General features: G+C 70.2%; 13 protein-coding genes. 8 read left to right on the plus strand and 5 right to left on the minus strand.

Annotation, left to right across the window (positions count from 1 at the left end; genetic code table 11):
- The first annotated feature begins 1 nt into the window (after window position 1).
- The 5 genes from PKF00_RS42435 to PKF00_RS42455 all read left to right on the plus strand — a co-directional run bounded on the left by PKF00_RS42435 (window position 2) and on the right by PKF00_RS42455 (window position 5997).
- A complete protein-coding gene (locus PKF00_RS42435; protein WP_271223452.1) occupies window positions 2–1741 on the plus strand; it encodes a branched-chain amino acid ABC transporter ATP-binding protein/permease in 1740 nt (579 codons plus the stop codon).
- A gap of 70 nt (window positions 1742–1811) precedes the next feature.
- Window positions 1812–2966 (plus strand): ABC transporter substrate-binding protein, encoded by a 1155-nt coding sequence (locus tag PKF00_RS42440; RefSeq protein ID WP_271223453.1) that lies wholly within the window; start codon window positions 1812–1814, stop codon window positions 2964–2966.
- Between the two features lie 31 nt (window positions 2967–2997).
- Window positions 2998–3870 (plus strand): branched-chain amino acid ABC transporter permease, encoded by an 873-nt coding sequence (locus PKF00_RS42445; RefSeq protein WP_271223454.1) that lies wholly within the window; start codon window positions 2998–3000, stop codon window positions 3868–3870.
- 18 nt (window positions 3871–3888) lie between these two features.
- Window positions 3889–4998, plus strand: a complete 1110-nt coding sequence (locus PKF00_RS42450; RefSeq protein ID WP_271223455.1) for a zinc-binding dehydrogenase — start codon at window positions 3889–3891, stop codon at window positions 4996–4998.
- Between the two features lie 30 nt (window positions 4999–5028).
- Window positions 5029–5997: an aldo/keto reductase gene (locus PKF00_RS42455; RefSeq protein ID WP_271223456.1), complete on the plus strand. Its 969-nt coding sequence runs from the start codon at window positions 5029–5031 to the stop codon at window positions 5995–5997.
- A 433-nt stretch (window positions 5998–6430) separates the two neighbouring features.
- On the opposite strand, the gene PKF00_RS42460 is transcribed toward PKF00_RS42455, so the two are convergent.
- Together PKF00_RS42460 and PKF00_RS42465 are read right to left on the minus strand one after the other, a co-directional pair.
- Window positions 6431–7855 (minus strand): gamma-aminobutyraldehyde dehydrogenase, encoded by a 1425-nt coding sequence (locus PKF00_RS42460; RefSeq protein ID WP_271223457.1) that lies wholly within the window; start codon window positions 7853–7855, stop codon window positions 6431–6433.
- A gap of 9 nt (window positions 7856–7864) precedes the next feature.
- A complete protein-coding gene (locus tag PKF00_RS42465) occupies window positions 7865–8800 on the minus strand; it encodes a TIGR03619 family F420-dependent LLM class oxidoreductase (protein ID WP_271223458.1) in 936 nt (311 codons plus the stop codon).
- A gap of 159 nt (window positions 8801–8959) precedes the next feature.
- Here PKF00_RS42465 and PKF00_RS42470 point away from each other — a divergent pair, with 159 nt between their 5' ends.
- Together PKF00_RS42470 and PKF00_RS42475 are read left to right on the plus strand one after the other, a co-directional pair.
- Window positions 8960–10663, plus strand: coding sequence for an amidohydrolase (locus tag PKF00_RS42470; RefSeq protein WP_271223459.1), 1704 nt, complete (start codon window positions 8960–8962; stop codon window positions 10661–10663).
- Between the two features lie 594 nt (window positions 10664–11257).
- Entirely contained in the window at window positions 11258–11872 is a 615-nt protein-coding gene (locus PKF00_RS42475) for a DUF6461 domain-containing protein (protein ID WP_271223460.1), read from the plus strand.
- A gap of 167 nt (window positions 11873–12039) precedes the next feature.
- On the opposite strand, the gene PKF00_RS42480 is transcribed toward PKF00_RS42475, so the two are convergent.
- Both PKF00_RS42480 and PKF00_RS42485 read right to left on the minus strand, forming a co-directional pair.
- Window positions 12040–12870: an ABC transporter permease gene (locus PKF00_RS42480; RefSeq protein ID WP_271223461.1), complete on the minus strand. Its 831-nt coding sequence runs from the start codon at window positions 12868–12870 to the stop codon at window positions 12040–12042.
- Window positions 12867–13973 (minus strand): ATP-binding cassette domain-containing protein, encoded by a 1107-nt coding sequence (locus tag PKF00_RS42485; RefSeq protein WP_271223462.1) that lies wholly within the window; start codon window positions 13971–13973, stop codon window positions 12867–12869. The genes PKF00_RS42480 and PKF00_RS42485 overlap by 4 nt, the downstream gene beginning before the upstream one ends.
- A 159-nt stretch (window positions 13974–14132) precedes the next feature.
- Here PKF00_RS42485 and PKF00_RS42490 point away from each other — a divergent pair, with 159 nt between their 5' ends.
- A complete protein-coding gene (locus PKF00_RS42490; protein ID WP_271223463.1) occupies window positions 14133–14903 on the plus strand; it encodes a TetR/AcrR family transcriptional regulator in 771 nt (256 codons plus the stop codon).
- A 121-nt stretch (window positions 14904–15024) separates the two neighbouring features.
- Here the strand turns inward: PKF00_RS42490 and PKF00_RS42495 are convergent, their stop codons facing one another.
- Window positions 15025–15870, minus strand: a complete 846-nt coding sequence (locus PKF00_RS42495; RefSeq protein ID WP_271223464.1) for a fumarylacetoacetate hydrolase family protein — start codon at window positions 15868–15870, stop codon at window positions 15025–15027.
- Window positions 15871–16177 lie beyond the last annotated feature (307 nt).

Raw genomic sequence — 16177 nt, forward strand, 5'->3', positions numbered from 1 at the left:
CATGATCGACAAGCGTTCGTGGGGGATCGCCGTGGCCGTCGCCGCGGCGGCCTGCGTGATCGTGCCCAACGTGCTCTCGGCGTACTGGGTCTATCTCGCGATCACCGCGGTCGTCAGCTCGGTGATCATGCAGAGTTACGGCGTGATCGTCGGCAGGGCCGGTGTCATGTCCCTGTGTCAGATGTCCTTCGCGGCGATCGGCGCGTGGGTCGTGCTCAGGCTGAACCTGGCCGACGCGCCCGGCGGCTTCATCGTCTGGCTGGTCATCGGCGGTCTGGCGGCCGTCCCCGTCGGTGTGGCGATCGGGCTTCCCGCCCTGCGCATCCGCGGCGTGAACCTCGCCGTCGTCACCTTCGGCTTCGCGGTCGCCGCGGACATCGTGCTCAACGCCAACCAGTTCCCCGGCACCACCGAGCTGAAGACCCTCCAGCGGCCCAGCCTGTTCGCCACCAACGGCGGCTACTTCGTCCTGGTCGTGATCGTCTTCATGGTGCTGGGCATCGGTCTGGCCATCTTCAACCGGACCAGGCTCGGCATGTCCTGGCTGGAGATCCGCTACTCGGAGCGGGCCGCCGCCGCGCACGGCATCTCGGTCGCGCGCAGCAAGCTCGCCGCGTTCGCCCTCAGCGCCTTCATCGCCGGCATCGGCGGCGGCCTGATGGCCGGCCAGCTCGGCCTCGTGGTCTCGAGCAACTTCGCCATGGGACAGTCGCTCGCGCTCTTCGCGGTGGCCATCCTCATCGGCCCGCACAACCCCGAGGGCGCCTTCATGGGCGGCATCTTCGGCGCGGTGATGGCGACGATCCTGGAGAAGCTCAGGCTGCCCCAGGACCTCGGCGGCATCCTGTTCGGCCTCACCGCGATCTTCGCCCTGCGCAGCGGCGTCAGCCAGACCGACTTCACCAGGGCCCGCAAGAGGGAGGCGGCCGCGCGCAAGATGCTCGAGAGCCTCCCGGACAAGCCGAAGGAGCAGGCCGTCGCCCCGGCGGGCGTCCCCCTGGTGCCGAAGCCCGCCCCGGCGAGCGACAAGCCCGGCCTCAGCGTCCGTGGCCTCACCGTCAAGTACGGAGAGGTCGTGGCGCTCGACAACATCGACCTCGTCGTCCCCTCCGGCGGCGTCGTCGGACTCATCGGCCCCAACGGCGCGGGCAAGTCCACCTTCATCGCCGCGGTCAGCGGCTTCCTCCACGGCTACGAGGGCACGGTCGAGCTGGAGGGCAGGTCGCTCGACAAGCTCACCCCGAGCGTCCGGGCCAGCAGCGGCCTGCGCCGCACCTTCCAGACCACGGTGATCGCCCCCGAGCTGACCCAGTACGAGTACCTGGCGATCGGCGCGAACCGGAAGCTGTCCAAGGAGGAGGCCGACGAGCTGCTCGACTTCTTCGACTGCCCGCCCGGCGACGTCCCGGTCTCCATCGTGGACGTCGGCACCCGTCGCCTGCTCGACGTGGCCGCCGCGATCGCCGCGAAGCCGAAGGTCGCGCTGCTGGACGAGCCCGCTGCGGGGCAGTCGGCTGCCGAGTCGCTCAAGCTTGGCCGTAGGCTCGCCGAGGTGCCCTCCCGTTTCGGTGTCTCCATCCTCCTCGTCGAACACGACATGGAGCTGGTCCGTGCGGCGTGCGCACAGGTGACCGTTCTCGACTTCGGACACGTCATCGCGTCCGGAAGCACCGAGGAAGTCCTCGACAACCCGGCTGTCATGGCTGCCTACCTCGGCACCGCTGACGTCCCCCTGGGTTGACCGTCCCCGTCCAACCGTCCCCTACCCCACCCCCACCCCCCCTCTTCCCCCAGCCCTAGGAAGTGCAGTAATGAAGCGTTCCCTCACCAGCGTCGTGGCGGTCGCCGCCCTGGCCGTGGCCAGCGCGGCCTGCTCCAGCGACGCGGGATCGGCCGACGGCCCCATCAAGATCGGCTCGATCAACGGCGTCACCGGTCTGTTCCAGACGCCGGAGGTTCCCCAGGCCGTCAAGGCCGTCTTCGACGAGGTCAACAAGAACGGCGGCATCAACGGCCGCCAGCTCGAGCTCGTCAGCAAGGACGACGCGATGAACCCGCAGCGGTCCACCGAGGCCGCCCTGGATCTCCTCGAGTCGGAGAAGGTCGTGGCGCTCGTCGGCTCCTCCAGCGCCGTCGACTGTGGTCTGAACCGCGCCACCTACACCAACGCCGGCATCATCTCCATGCCGGCCATCGGCGTCGACCCCGCCTGCTTCACCAGCCCGAACATCGCCCCGGTGAACCCGGGTCCGTTCAAGCTGATCACGGCGATGCTCTACTACGCCTCCGAGACCCTCAAGCGCGACAAGGTGTGCATGTACTACACCGTGCTGCCGGGCAGCGGCGGCGGCATCGACGCCGCCATCAAGGAGTGGACCGACCTCACCGGCAAGCAGCTCACCGTCAAGGACACCTCGGTCGGCCAGGGCGACCCCACCCCGTACCTGGTCAAGGCCAAGGCCGCGGGCTGCCAGGCGATCCTGTACAACGCCACCGTCGGCCCGTGGTTCACCCAGGCCAAGACGCAGGGCATGCAGGACGTCGACTTCATCGTGGCCGCCAACAGCTACACCGACGCCAACGCCCAGGCCATCCCGGACGGCCTGAACGTCTACGCGGGCACCGAGTGGCAGCCCTACACCGACGAGACCCTCCCCGGCAACGACCGCTGGGCGAAGGTCATCGACGAGAACAAGATCCAGAAGACCGCGTTCAGCCAGGGCGGCGTCATGGCGGCCGACCTGTTCGTCCAGGTGCTCAAGACCATCAAGGGTGACATCACCCGCGAGTCCGTCACCGAGGCCTTCAAGAACATGAAGCCGATCGACTACCCGATGGTCGGCACCCCGTGGATCTTCGGTCCCGGCGAGGCGCACAGCCCGATCCAGGGCAGCCGGTTCGTCAAGGTCGAGGCCGGCAAGTGGAAGGTTCTTCCCGAGGGCTTCATCGTCCCCGGCAAGAACTGATCTTTAAGGAGCCCCAGGAGGTGGGTGTCCGATGTTGAATTCCGTGGTCGCGGGCCTGACAAGCGGTGGCGTCTACGCCCTGCTCGGCCTGTGTGTCGTGCTGACCTACAGGCTTGTCGCCGTGGTCAACTTCGCCATGGCGGGCGTGGGCACGATGGGCGCCTTCATCATGGTGTCGTTGACGGACGCGGGGCTGCCCTGGCCGCTCGCGCTGGTCATCGGCGCCGCGGCGAGCGCCCTGCTGTCCGGCCTGATCGGCGCGGGGCTCGTCCGCTGGTTCGGCGAGCACGACGAGCGCACCAAGGCCGCCGTCACCGTGGCCCTCTTCGTGGCCATCGGGGCGATCGGCCTGCGCCTGTTCGGCAGCACGTCGACGGGGGCCAGGCGGTTCCCGACCGTGTTCGACGCACCCGCCTTCACCCTGGGCGACGTCGTGGTACCCCAGTCGGTGCTGGTCTCGCTCGCCTTCGCGGCGCTCATCACCGTGGGGGTCGGGCTGCTGCTGAGCCGGACGTCCGTGGGCCTGCGTCTGCAGGCCCTGTCGGAGCGTCCGGCCAGCGCCCAGGTCGTCGGCATCCCGGCGCCTCGGCTGGCCATCGCCGTCTGGGTCGCCATCGGAGCGATCAGCACGCTGGTGATCCTCCTGGTGGCGCCCCGCCTCGGCGGAGACTTCTCCACGCTGAGCGGGCTCGTCACCACGGCCCTGGCCGTGGCGATGGTCGGCTCCTTCAGGAGCCTGCCCCTGACGCTCGCGGGCGGCGTGCTCATGGGCCTCCTGGAGGGCTTCGCCGCGTCGCTGGACGAGATCCAGAAGTACCGGGGGGTCGTCCCCTTCCTCGTGATCCTGGTGCTGCTGTGGTGGCGCAGCCGTAACGAGGTCTGGGACACCGCTCACAGCAGATAGCGAATCGGAGATCATCGTATGTCAGTTCCAACATCCACGCGGGCCGCTGTCCTTCGGGCCCACGGGGAGCCGCTGGTCCTGGAGGAGCTTCCGCTCCCCGAGCAGTGCGAGCCCGGCGGTGCGATCGTCAAGGTCGACTGCGCCACGCTGTGCGCGACGGACGTGCACATCTGGAGCGGCGCCATGTCGTTCCCCGGCATGCTCCCGATGGTCCTCGGCCACGAGATGATCGGAACGGTCGTGGCCGTCGGGCCGGGCACCGTCGACGCCCTGGGACGCCCCGTCGAGGTCGGCGCCCGGATCGGCTGGTCGGAGTCCACCTGCGGCTACTGCTACGGCTGTACGGTGATCGGCAACCCCGTAGCCTGCTCCAACAGGGGCTACGGGTTCCTGCAGAGGTCGGACCGGTGGCCGCACTCGACCGCCGGTCTGGCCGAGTACGACTACGTCACGCCGACCGCCCAGAAGTACATCCTCCCCGAGGACGTCAAGGACACCTGGGCGGCCAGCGCGGGCTGCGCCGTCAAGACGGTCCTGCACGCCTTCGACCGCGCGGGAGGCGTCCGCCTCGGGGCGAACGTCCTCGTGCAGGGAGCCGGAGCGCTCGGCATCGTCGCCACCGCGATCGCCAGCGCCTCGGGTGCGGGCACGGTCATCACCGTGGGCGCGCCCGACTCCAGGCTCGAGCTGGCCAAGCGCTTCGGCGCGGACGTCACGATCGGCCTGGACGGCGACGCCGACAGCCGCCGCGCCACCGTCATGGAGGCCACCGGCGGCAAGGGCGCGGACCTCGTGCTGGACCTGGCGGGCGCGCCCGGCGTGGGCGCCGAGGCCGTCGACCTGGCCGCGTGGGGCGGCACGTTCGTCATCGTCGGCAGCACCGGTCCCCGCCCCGACCAGATCGCCCTGGGCACCATCATGGGCAAGGAGCTGAACGTGCTGGGGTCGCTCAACGGCGACATCGGCGACTACTACGACTCGATCGAGTTCCTGCGCTCGACCCAGACGCGTTTCCCCTGGGACGAGCTGTTCAGCGAGCCCGTCGGGCTCAGCGGGGCCTCGGCCGCGCTGGAGTCCATGTCGCGCCTTGAGCAGGTCAAGGCCGTCGTTCACCCGTGGCTTCCCTAACCGCCATTCACATATTCATCGAGGAGTTCGATGTCCACGCCTAAGAAGGTGGTTCCCCTCCGCAGGGTCGGGACCCACGGTCCCGACGTCTCGGTCCTGTCGCTGGGGTCCTGGCACACCTACGACCGGATGGCCTTCGAGGACGCGGTGGCCATGGTCCGCCACGCCGTGGACCTGGGCATCAACCTGTTCGACGTCGGCGTCTACGGTTTCCCCGGACACCCGCCGGTCTTCACCGACGTGCTGTTCTCGGCGATCGTGCGGGCGGCGGGGATCGCCAGGGACGAGTACCTGCTGTCGGCGAAGCTGTGGCTGGAGCCGTACCCGGAGATGTCGCTGCGCGAGCAGCTCGAGAAGGCGCTGTTCAGGGTCGGGACCGACAGGGCGGACATGGTCATCCTGGGTGACATCCGCCGTGACGACCTCGACCTGAACAGGCTCGCCGTCGACCTCGCGGAACTGGAGGTCGACGGGATCATCGGGTGCTGGGGCGTGAACAACTGGTCCGCCACCGCGATCAGGACGATCCGCGACCACGCCATCGCCGCGGGCTCGCCCGGGCCGCAGATCGCGCAGCTCAAGTACAGCCCGTGCCGCAGGTCGATCCCGGACGGCGCTCCGTTCGCGCAGGTGTTCGCCGAGGGCATCACCATGCAGGCCTCGGACGTCCTCGAAGGCGGCATCCTCGCGGGCAAGAAGGACCTGACCCGTGAGATCGGCCGTGACCCCGGTGGCATCCGCGAGCGGATCATCGAGGCGGCCGACGGCATCGGGGCGGTCGCGGCCGACCTGGGTGTGACGCCGGCCCAGCTGTGCGTCGCCTTCACCCTGACGCACCCCTCGGTCAGCACCGTGCTGTTCGGCGCGAGCCGGATGGAGCAGCTGGTCGACAACGTCGCCGCGCTCGAACTGCTCGACACCGTCGGCGCCGAGCGGCTGCGCGAACTCCTCGCCCCCTTCTGGGTCGACGCCGACGTGGTGAACCCGGAAGGCCCCTGAGCCGCCCTCCCGGCCGATGGGGTGAGCCATTCGGCCAGGGGCGGGCTCCGGAGGGCCTGTGACGACTCGTGGGGGGTCGTCGTGGGCCCTCCGGGCAAGGGCTCGCGGGCACGCTCGGCGCCCTGAGTGGGTCAGGGTCTCCAGCGGGTTCGAAGTCCCTTGAGCGGACCTCAGGCCCCTCTGAGCGGGTTTCGGAACTCCTTGGGCACGAAACCCGGTCTCGAAGCACGAAAGCCGCGACCGGTCCTTACGGGGCCGGTCGCGGCCTTTTGAGCCGCCCGTCTCGGCTCGCCTCCTCTCGCGGTGCGGCGCGGTGGGGCGGGACGAGACGGGCTTTCGTGTTTCAGGGGTCTGCGGCGTCGGTCCCGGAGGCTTCGGCGGCGGGGCCCTGGTCTCGCTTCCGGGCCCCGCCACCGGTCTCCCGGCCCGTGGGTCAGGAGTGGCTGATCATCACGTGCTTGATCCGCGTGTAGGCGTCGAAGCCGTACCGCGACAGGTCCTTGCCGGTTCCCGAGTGCTTGAAGCCGCCGTGCGGCAGCTCGGGGATGATCACCTGGTGGCAGTTGACCCAGACCGCGCCGAAGTCCAGGGCCGCGGTCAGCCGCATGGCGCGGCCCGTGTCACGGGTCCAGACGCTGGCGGCGAGGGCGTAGTCGACGCCGTTGGCCAGTTCGACGGCCTCCTGCTCGTCCGCGAAGGACTGGACGGTCACCACGGGGCCGAAGATCTCCTGCTGGACGACGTCGTCGTCCTGCCGCACCCCGGCGATCACGGTCGGGGCGAAGAAGTAGCCGGGCCGGTCGAGGCGTCGTCCTCCGGTGACCACGCGGGCGTGCTCGGGCAGTCCCTCGACGAAGGCGGCGACCCGCTCGGCCTGGGCGGCGTTGTTCGAGGGGCCGAGGTAGACGCCCTCCTCGTCGGGGGCGCCGACGGTCAGCGCCGCCGCGGCCTCGGCGAGCGCCGCGGTGAACTCCTCGTGGACGCTCTCCTCGACCAGCACGCGGGTGACGGCCGTGCAGTCCTGCCCGGTGTTGAAGAAGGCGGCCTCGGCGACCGAACGCGCGGTCGCGGCGACGTCGACGTCTCCGAAGACCACCGCGGGGGCCTTGCCGCCCAGTTCGAGGTGGACGTCCTTGAGGTCGTCCGCGGCCGACCTCATGACCTCCATGCCCGCGCGGGTCGAGCCGGTGATGGCCACCATCTCGACGCCGGGGTGCTCGACGAGCGCCCGCCCGCTGTCGCGGTCGCCGCAGACGACGTTGACGACTCCCGGCGGGAACACCCTCGCGCACAGCTCGCCCAGCAGCACGGTCGAGCCGGGGGTGCTGTCGGCGGGCTTGATGACCAGCGTGTTGCCCGCGGCCAGGGCCGGGCCGATCTTCCACGCGGCCATCATCAGGGGGTAGTTCCACGGGGTCACCTGGGCGACCACGCCGATCGGCTCCCGCCGTACGAACGAGGTGTGCCCCTCGGCGTACTCGGTCGCGCCGAGGCCCTCCAGGACCCGGGCCGCTCCGGCGAAGTAACGGACGGCGTCGACGGACCCGCCGACGTCGACGCGGCGGGTCGTGCCCCTCGGCTTGCCGGTGGCGCGGACCTCGGCGTCGGTCAGCGCCTCGGCGTTCTCCTCCATCAGGCGGGCGAGCTCGAGCAGCAGCTCCTGCCGCCTGGCGGGGGTGCTCCGCCGCCAGGACCCGGCGGCCTCGGTCGCCGCCGCGACCGCCGCGGCGACGTCCTCGGCGGACGAGCGCGGGGCGCGGCCGTAGACCTTCTCCGTGGCCGGGTCGACGAGGTCCATCCACTCGCCGGAGGCGGGGTCCCGGCTCTCCCCGCCGATCACGTTGCGCAGGGTGTCCATGGCGTCTCCTTAGCTGGTGAGGGACTCGACGCGGGCCATCACCCGACGGCAGAAGGCCGCGACGTCGTGCGGGTCGTCGGTGAACTGGGAGGGCTTGATGCAGAAGGTGTCGAAGCCCTGGGCCATCTGGTCGGGGATGGTCTCCAGCGCCCGGTCGAGGTCGGCGACCGAGTCGTTGTCGGGGAAGATCGCGCGGGTGCCGCCGATCATCTCCAGCTCCGAGATGTCCCGGCCTGCCTCGCGCATCGCGGAGGCGAGCAGGTCGAGCTCCTCGGGCTTCGGCCGGCCGAGCGGGTTGAAGCCGTGCCCGTAGCGGACGATGCGCCGCAGCAGGGGACCGTGCAGGGTCTGGCCGCCGAACCAGAGGGTCGGGCCGCCGGGACGGAAGGGCTTGGGCTCCAGGTAGACGTCCTTGAACGGGTAGTACTCGCCGTCGAAGGTCGCGGGGGACTCCTGCCAGAGCAGCTCCCAGGCGGCCAGGTGCTCGTCGAGCAGCTTGCCGCGCTTGTCGAACGGCACGCCGAGGGCGGCGTACTCGTCGCGGCTCCAGCTCACCGTGGGGAGCACCACCAGGCGGCCCTCGCTGAGCCGGTCCAGCGTGGCCATCTCCTTGGCCAGCAGCAGCGGGTGGCGCAGCGGGGCCAGGATCGCCCCGGCGACCAGCCGGATCCGGGTCGTCACCGCGGAGATCGCGCTGAGCAGTACGATCGAGTTGGGCCACGAGGTCGCAGGGTCCTGGTTGCCGGGCAGCGCGTACTCCCGGGGGTTGGGCATCACGCCCAGCGCGCCGGAGTCCGGGCCGAGCACGATGTGCTCGCTGAGCATGACCGAGTCGAACCCGGCGTCCTCGGCCTCGCGGGCCCAGCGAACGACAGAGGCCAGGTCGTCGCCCGGCGTCATCGTCCAGTTCTCGCTGAGGATCAGCAGCATCTTCGGGGTCGCCACAGCCGCGCCTCCGCCTGTCGTTCTGAAGATTTGGACCCAAACGATATGTCGCGGGGGTCGGCGTTGGCAAGGCTTGTACGCCGTGAGCTGCAAAACCGGCCATTGACGGAGGGTCATTTGGGTCCATACATTCATTCAAACGAACCTTGGAGGCCGACGATGTCCCACCCAGCGGACCTGATCCTGGTCAACGGCGACGTCCTGACCGTCGACGCCGATTTCTCCGTCGCGCGGGCGGTCGCCGTGCGGGACGGACGCATCCTCGCCGTCGGGGAGACCGCCGAGATCGAGGCGCTGGCCGGGCCGGACACCCGGGTGATCGACCTCGCGGGCCGTACGCTCCTTCCCGGCATCAACGACTCGCACCTGCACGGCGCGGCCTGGGGCCTCACCCGGCCGCCGTTCGCGCTCAGCGTCGGCTCCCCCGCCGTGGAGTCCATCGCCGACATCGTCGAGGTCGTACGGCAGGCCACGGAGACCACCCCCGCCGGGGAGTGGATCACCGGCCTCGGCTGGGACGTGGGCTACCTGCGGGAGGTCCTCGCCGACCCCGCCCGCCGCCCACACCGCGGCGACCTGGACGCCGTCTCCCCCGACCACCCCGTCGCGCTGACCGACTTCTCCGCCCACATGCTGTGGGTCAACTCCAAGGCCCTCGAGCTCGCCGGGATCACCCGCGACACCGTGGCGCCCGCCGGCGGAGTGATCGACGTCGGCGCGGACGGCGAGCCGACCGGCATCCTGAAGGAGGCCGCCCAGTCCCTGGTGCAGAGCCTGATCCCGCCGGCCACCGTGGAGCAGCGCAAGGAGGCCATCCGCTCGGCCGTCGCGGCCCTGCACGCCGAGGGCATCACCAGCTACACCGAGCCGGGCCTCGGCCCCGGCGGCACCCAGATCCTCGGCGGAGGCCTCAGCACCGAGTCGCTGGAGGCCTACGTCGAGCTGGCCCAGGCCGGAGAACTGGCCGCCAGGGTCAGGGTCCTGCTGCTTCCCGCCGCGATCGGCGGCTCCGCGGCCGACCTGGTCGCCGGTCTCGAGAACCTGGGCGTGCCCGAGGACGTGGACCAGGACCGGCTCGCGGTGATCGGCGTGAAGATCTTCGCCGACGGCGTCCCGCCGAACGAGACCGCCTGGATGCACGAGCCGTACGGCAGCGCCGGAGGATACGGCTCGCTGTGCGTGCACGGCGCGACCGCCGCCCTCCAGGAGGCCGAGCTGCGCGAGATGATCCGCCACGCGCACGCCGCCGGATACCAGCTCGGCGTGCACGTCACCGGAGACCGCGGCATCGACGCCGTCATCGAGGCCTTCGTCGCCGCCAACGAGGTGCACCCGCGCCCCGACGCCCGCCACTACCTGATCCACGGCGACTTCGTCTCGGCAGAGGGACTCGCCAAGCTCGCCGCACACGGCTACTCGGTGAACATGAACCCCGGCATCAAGTGGATGACCGCCGACATGATGGACGACATCCTCGGCAAGGCGCGTTCGGAGTACCAGTGGCCGGTCCGCTCCGCCGCCGAGGCGGGCGTGGCGGTCTGCTCCAGCTCCGACGCCCCGATCACCGAGCCCAACTGGCGTCAGGCCGTCGCCTCGATGATGCTGCGCGAGTCCAAGGCGACGGGCAAGGTCAGCGGACCCGAGCAGTGCGTGGACCTGGCGACCGCCCTGCGCGCCTACACGGTCAACCCGGCCCGCCAGGACTTCGCCGAGGCGTGGAAGGGCACCGTCGAGGCGGGCAAGGTCGCCGACCTGTGCGTCCTCGCCGGCGACCTGCGCGCCGCCGACCCGCACGACTTCGCGGCCATTCCGGTCGACCTCACCATCCTCGACGGCGAGGTCGTCTACGAGCGCGCGAGGTAATCGCGACGCCTTCGGCGGCGCGGGTCGTGTTTGTCGACGCCTGACGGCGTCGCGGGCCTGGGCGCGCCCAGGCCCGTCAGGGGGTGCCCGTGCGGTGCAGGCACAGCGTGGTGAGCAGGGTTTCGAGCACGGGTTCCTGACGGTGGACACGTGTGCGGGGAGGTGGTGCCCGGCCGAGGCGAGATCCGGCCGGGCACCGGGCGCCGGTGGCGGGGGACCGGCATGTGAGCGGTTCCCCTTCCCCGGTCTGCGGGAACCGCGTGGGTGTGCGGCCCAGGACCCCTCTTTTCCCGGAAGGTCGCGTTTCCCGGAAGGTCGCGACATTCATCCCGGCGGTGACAACCCTTGTTGCCGATTCGGCACTGGATCGCGGGAATCGTGCGCGGGTCGATGCTGTACTGTGCGACAGGGATGATCTAGAACTTCGCGCCCGCTCCTTCGATCCGAGCGTGGGGTCGCCTCCCGGTGCTGCCTGACCTGGAACAACGTGCTCGCCGTACTGGCCGAGGCGGGTATGGGTGTGAGGAACCTCGCCAGGATCATCACCCGCCTCTCCAACCGCGAACGCGACAGATCAACGGCAGCGCAAAACACATGACAGATGATTTGATCCTCTACGACCTCCTCGACGAGTACGACCTCGACAACGAGGATTTCGGCTTTCGTGCGGCTTGGTGCGAAGGCCTGACCACCGAGGAAGTCGCGCGTCGCCTTCGAGCTGACCCTGACACCGCCTACACGACCACCATCGACGAGTTGACGGGCGAAGAGGGGGACTCCGACTTCGACGAAGACGCGGTCCTCATCGGCCCAGCCGGGACCTGGACAATGATCCTGCAGCTCAACGGTCTGGACTGCACTCGATATTCGGCGCTTGAGGCACTGTCCGCAGGGGGCGGGCGAGCGGTTGGAATCGGATGGAGTGCCAATGGCGACGAGCGGCTGATCTACGCAGAAGACGGGCGCGTCCTGGTCTCAATGGACTTCACGTTTCCACAGGACCGCAGGGGGCCTGATCGTCAGGCGCTCGACCCGTACATGGAGGGGCTTGTCCTCGCATACGAAGACGGTGCCGATCCTGAGGACAGCATCGACGCCGCCTTGACTCTGATCGGCCGAATCACCGGACATCCCATCGACCGTGACTGGTTGGAGGCCGGCCACACGTTCTATGAGATTCCCCGGGACGAGTGGGCCTTCCAGTCGTAGGCGTGGGGCGTCGCGGTCCGTGCGGGCCACACCGCCGTCGGCTCGAATCCACCGGTGCGGCACTTCCGCCCTCGCTGAGGAAACGGTGTTCCGTCGCGAACCGGGCTCGTCCAGCAGGATGCGATACGGCTTGGCTCGCACACGGGCGGCGCTCTGGAAACACGTGATCATTTCCCCAGGTTTCCGTATCTCCGTACCGACAGCGGCAGGAAGACGGCGATGAGCAGCGCCGGCCACGCGATCGCCATGGGGATCGCGTTCTGGGCGATCCACGACTCGCCGCCGAAGCCGGGGGCGGCGAAGAGCTCGCGGGTCGCCGTGGCCGTGACCGACAGGGGGTTCCACTCGGCGATCGCGCCGAGCCACCCGGGCATGGAGGCGGGGTCGACGAAGACGCTGGACAGGAACCCGACGGGCCAGACCAGGATCTGCACGGCCGTCACCGACTCCGGTCCCCTGACGGCGAGGCCCGCGAAGATCCCGACCCACAGCAGCGCGAAGCGCAGCAGGAGCAGCAGGCCGAAGGCGGCGAGGGCGGAGGCGAGTCCGCCGTGCCAGCGCCAGCCCAGCAGCAGCCCGGTGACGACCATGACGGACAGGCCGACGACGGAGTTGAGCATGTCGGCGACGCAGCGTCCCGACACGACGGCCAGGGAGCTCATCGGCATCGAGCGGAACCTGTCGGTCACCCCCCTGGAGGCGTCCGTGGTCACCGCCATCATGGTGGTCTCCAGGCCGAAGAGCACGGTCATGGCGAACATCCCGGGCATCAGGAACTCGAAGTAGCCGCCCCCGCCGGGCACGTTGATCGCGCCGCCGAACAGGCCGCCGAACATCAGCGCGATCATGACGGGGAAGAACCAGCCGAGGGCGACCTCACCGGGGCGCAGCGCCCAGTGGCTCAGGTCGCGCCTGGTGATCGTCCAGGTGTCCGCCAGCGCCCAGCCGAGCGAGGACAGCGGGGAACCGGAGGGAAGCGGGTGGGCGGAGGTCGTCACGGGGTTCCCCTCTTCGTGCGCACGGCCTTCGTGCGGACGGCGGTGTCTCGAACGGCGGTGTCCGGGCCGGTGTCTCGAACGGCGGTGTCCGGGCCGGTGTCCGGTACGGCGGCGCGCCCGTCCCGAACGGCCCCGCCGTCTCCCGTGACGTGGTCGTCTCCGGTGAGTCTGAGGAAGACCTCGTCGAGCGTCGGGCGGCGCAGCGTGATGTCCTCCGGCTCGACCCCGGCGTCGTTCAGCGCGGCCACGAGCTCGACCAGGGCGCGGGTGCGCTCCGTGACGGGGACGCTGACCCTGTGGGCGGGACCGTCCGTGCGGGGCTCGCCCGAGGCGACCCCGGCGGCCAGGACCCTCGTGGTCTCCGCGTCCGCCGCCCCGGAGAGCACGATGTCGATCCAGTCGTCGCCGATCGACGCCTTGAGCTCGTCGGGAGTGCCCTCGGCGACGATCCTGCCCGCCCTGAGCATCGAGATCCGGTCGGCCAGCCGGTCGGCCTCCTCCAGGTACTGGGTGGTCAGCAGCACGGTCGTGCCGGACTCGGCCAGGTCGCGGATCGCCGTCCACACCTCCTGACGGGCTCCGGGGTCCAGTCCCGTCGTCGGCTCGTCGACCAGCAGCACGGGAGGGGCCACGATGAGGCTCGCGGCGAGGTCGAGCCTGCGGCGCATGCCGCCCGAGTACGTCCCGACGGGCCTCGCGGCGCTGCCGGAGAGGGAGAACCGTTCGAGCAACTCCTCGGCCCTGTTCCTGGCCGCCGAGGCGGACAGGTGGTTCAGCCGCCCGAACATCACGAGGTTCTGGCGGCCTGTCAGCACCTCGTCGACCGCGGCGTACTGCCCCACGAGGCCGATGTTGCGGCGGACCTGCCGCGCCTGCGTCCTGACGTCGAACCCGGCCACGCTCGCCCGCCCCGCGTCGGGTTCGAGCAGCGTGGACAGGATCCGCACCGCCGTGGTCTTGCCCGCCCCGTTCGGGCCGAGCAGCCCGCGGACCGAGCCCGCCCGCACCCGCAGGTCGAACCCGTTCAGGCCCGTCCCCTCCGGGGCCTTCGCGTAGCTCTTGCGCACGCCCTCCGCGCTGATCGCGATCTCGGTCTCTGTCATGTTCACGTCTTTCGCGCACACCTTCCCTGTCTCTGGACGCCCTGTGCCGTCCGGTCTCACGGTTGTCCCTCCGCTCGGGTCAGCTTTCCGTACGGCGTACCGTACACCGTACTGAACGACTATAGTGGGGTCAACGTCGAAGGTTTGGAGACTGTTCCCGTGAGCGGAAGAAAGGGTGCCGACGTCGATCCGGCGCGCAGCCTGGCCCTGTTGTGGGGGCCGCACGGCAGGCCTGGCAGATCCGGGCTGACCATCCGGTCGATCGTCGCCGCGGCCATCGAGATCGCCGACGCGGAGGGCATGGAGGCCGTCTCCATGCGCCAGGTCGCCGAGCGGCTGAGGGCCGGCACCATGTCGCTCTACACCCACGTGCCGGGCAAGACCGAGTTGGTCGACCTCATGGTCGACACGGCCTACGGGCAGCTCTACGACGACGTGGACGCGCCGTCCTCACAGCCGGGTGGCTGGCGGGAGGCGCTGGAGTTCGTCGCCGCGCGCAACTGGGAGCTCTACCTACGGCACCCCTGGCTGCTGCACGTCGTCGGCGCCCGTCCGGTCCTCGGCCCGAACGCCTCGCTCAAGTACGAGGCCGAACTGCGCACCCTGGAGGGCGTCGGGCTGTCCGACCTGGAGATGGACGCCGTCCTCACACTGGTCCTGACCCACGTCGAGGGCACCGCCAGGATCCGGCTGAACATGGTCCAGGCCCAGAGCGACACCGGGATGACCGACGCCGAGTGGTGGCTGGCCAGCGCGACCGTGCTCGACAAGGTCATGGACGCGTCCAGGTTCCCCGTCTCCACCCGCGTCGGTCAGGCGGCGGGCCGGGAGTACGAGTCGTACTCCGATCCGGAACGGGCCCTCGCCTTCGGACTCGGACGCATCGTCGACGGCGTCGCGGCCCTGATCTCCAGGAGGTCGGAGGCCTGATCGCCGGACGTGGGGAGGACGTCGAAGGGCGGAAAAGAGAACCGCTCCCGTCGATCCTGGGATCGCGGGAGCGGAGAAGGGGACGGGCGTCCGTGAAACGCCGCGAACCCGGTCAGGGTGTCTAGCGCTGGGGCGCGCGGATGCCGCGGAACTCCCAGTCGCCGCCGAAGGTGGTCGAGATGACCTCCTCGGACTCGGTGGGCTGGGCGCCGCAGTCGTCGCGGATCGGCGCGGGGCCGGTGACGATGTGGTTGGTCAGCGTGCCCAGGCCCTCGACCTCGACCTCGACCACGTCGCCGGGCTGGACCGGGCGGGAGTTGGCCGGGGTGCCCGACAGCAGCACGTCACCGGGGTAGAGGGTGATGGTGCGGGCGATGTCGGCGACGAGGTAGTGCATGTCCCACTCCATCTCGTCGGTGGAGCCGTCCTGGGCGACCTGGCCGTTGACCAGGGTGCGCAGCCGCTTGCCGCGGAAGTCCCAGTCGGTGACCAGGCCGGGGCCCAGCGGGCACAGGGTGTCCGAGCCCTTGACGCGCAGCATGGAGCCCGCGTCGGTGTCGCGGAAGTCGTGCAGGCCGTAGTCGTTGCCGATGGTGTAGCCGGCGATGTAGTCGCCCGCTTCCGCGGGGGAGATGTTGCGGGCGGTGCGGCCGATGACGATGGCGACCTCGCCCTCGTAGTTGAGGTACTTGCAGCGCTCGGGGCGGACGATGGCGCCCTTGTGGCCGTTGAGGGCGGAGGTGGGCTTGTGGAAGTAGGTGGGGGCGTCGGGGAGGGTGGTCATGAACTCCTCGACCCGGCTGCGGTGGTTGAGGTGCACCGCGACGATCTTCGAGGGGACCGACGGGGGCAGGTGCACGGCGTCCTCGACGCCGACCACGCGGCCGTCGGCGCTGACGAGCTCGTCGCCCTCGCGGCGCACCTGGGTGGCGGCGCCGTCGAGCAGGATCCTGCGGTACTCGGGCATCAACGGCCCCTTCCAGATGAGATGACAGAGGAGAACAACGAACGGGTACGGGTGGAGAGCGGCCGGACGGCGGCCGGGCGTCGTCCGACCCCGGGCTCCGGCGAGGACGTCGGAACCCGGGGTCGGGCGAACGCGGGCGAGGTCGTCACCTGACGATATCGAAACCGCAGGTCAGGACGAGTAGGGGTAGGGATAGGGATCGTCCGAGGAGTCGGTGCGGCGCGGCGCCGGGAACCCGCCGGCCGGCCGGTCGAACCACAGATGCACCTGCCCGGTGCCCACCGAGTTCTCGTACTCGCCGTACTGA

Origin of the sequence: Streptosporangium carneum, from assembly GCF_027922005.1 — a bacterium.
Lineage (GTDB): Bacteria > Actinomycetota > Actinomycetes > Streptosporangiales > Streptosporangiaceae > Streptosporangium > Streptosporangium carneum.

What these genes read in the sequence shown, in the direction of transcription:
- PKF00_RS42475 (WP_271223460.1), top strand. Translation starts at nt 11,258, where the DNA reads ATGACAGATGATTTGATCCTCTACGACCTCCTCGACGAGTACGACCTC.
- PKF00_RS42460 (WP_271223457.1), bottom strand. Translation starts at nt 7,855, where the DNA reads ATGGACACCCTGCGCAACGTGATCGGCGGGGAGAGCCGGGACCCCGCC.
- PKF00_RS42445 (WP_271223454.1), top strand. Translation starts at nt 2,998, where the DNA reads ATGTTGAATTCCGTGGTCGCGGGCCTGACAAGCGGTGGCGTCTACGCC.
- PKF00_RS42450 (WP_271223455.1), top strand. Translation starts at nt 3,889, where the DNA reads ATGTCAGTTCCAACATCCACGCGGGCCGCTGTCCTTCGGGCCCACGGG.
- PKF00_RS42455 (WP_271223456.1), top strand. Translation starts at nt 5,029, where the DNA reads ATGTCCACGCCTAAGAAGGTGGTTCCCCTCCGCAGGGTCGGGACCCAC.
- PKF00_RS42495 (WP_271223464.1), bottom strand. Translation starts at nt 15,870, where the DNA reads ATGCCCGAGTACCGCAGGATCCTGCTCGACGGCGCCGCCACCCAGGTG.
- PKF00_RS42470 (WP_271223459.1), top strand. Translation starts at nt 8,960, where the DNA reads ATGTCCCACCCAGCGGACCTGATCCTGGTCAACGGCGACGTCCTGACC.
- PKF00_RS42485 (WP_271223462.1), bottom strand. Translation starts at nt 13,973, where the DNA reads ATGACAGAGACCGAGATCGCGATCAGCGCGGAGGGCGTGCGCAAGAGC.
- PKF00_RS42435 (WP_271223452.1), top strand. Translation starts at nt 2, where the DNA reads ATGATCGACAAGCGTTCGTGGGGGATCGCCGTGGCCGTCGCCGCGGCG.
- PKF00_RS42440 (WP_271223453.1), top strand. Translation starts at nt 1,812, where the DNA reads ATGAAGCGTTCCCTCACCAGCGTCGTGGCGGTCGCCGCCCTGGCCGTG.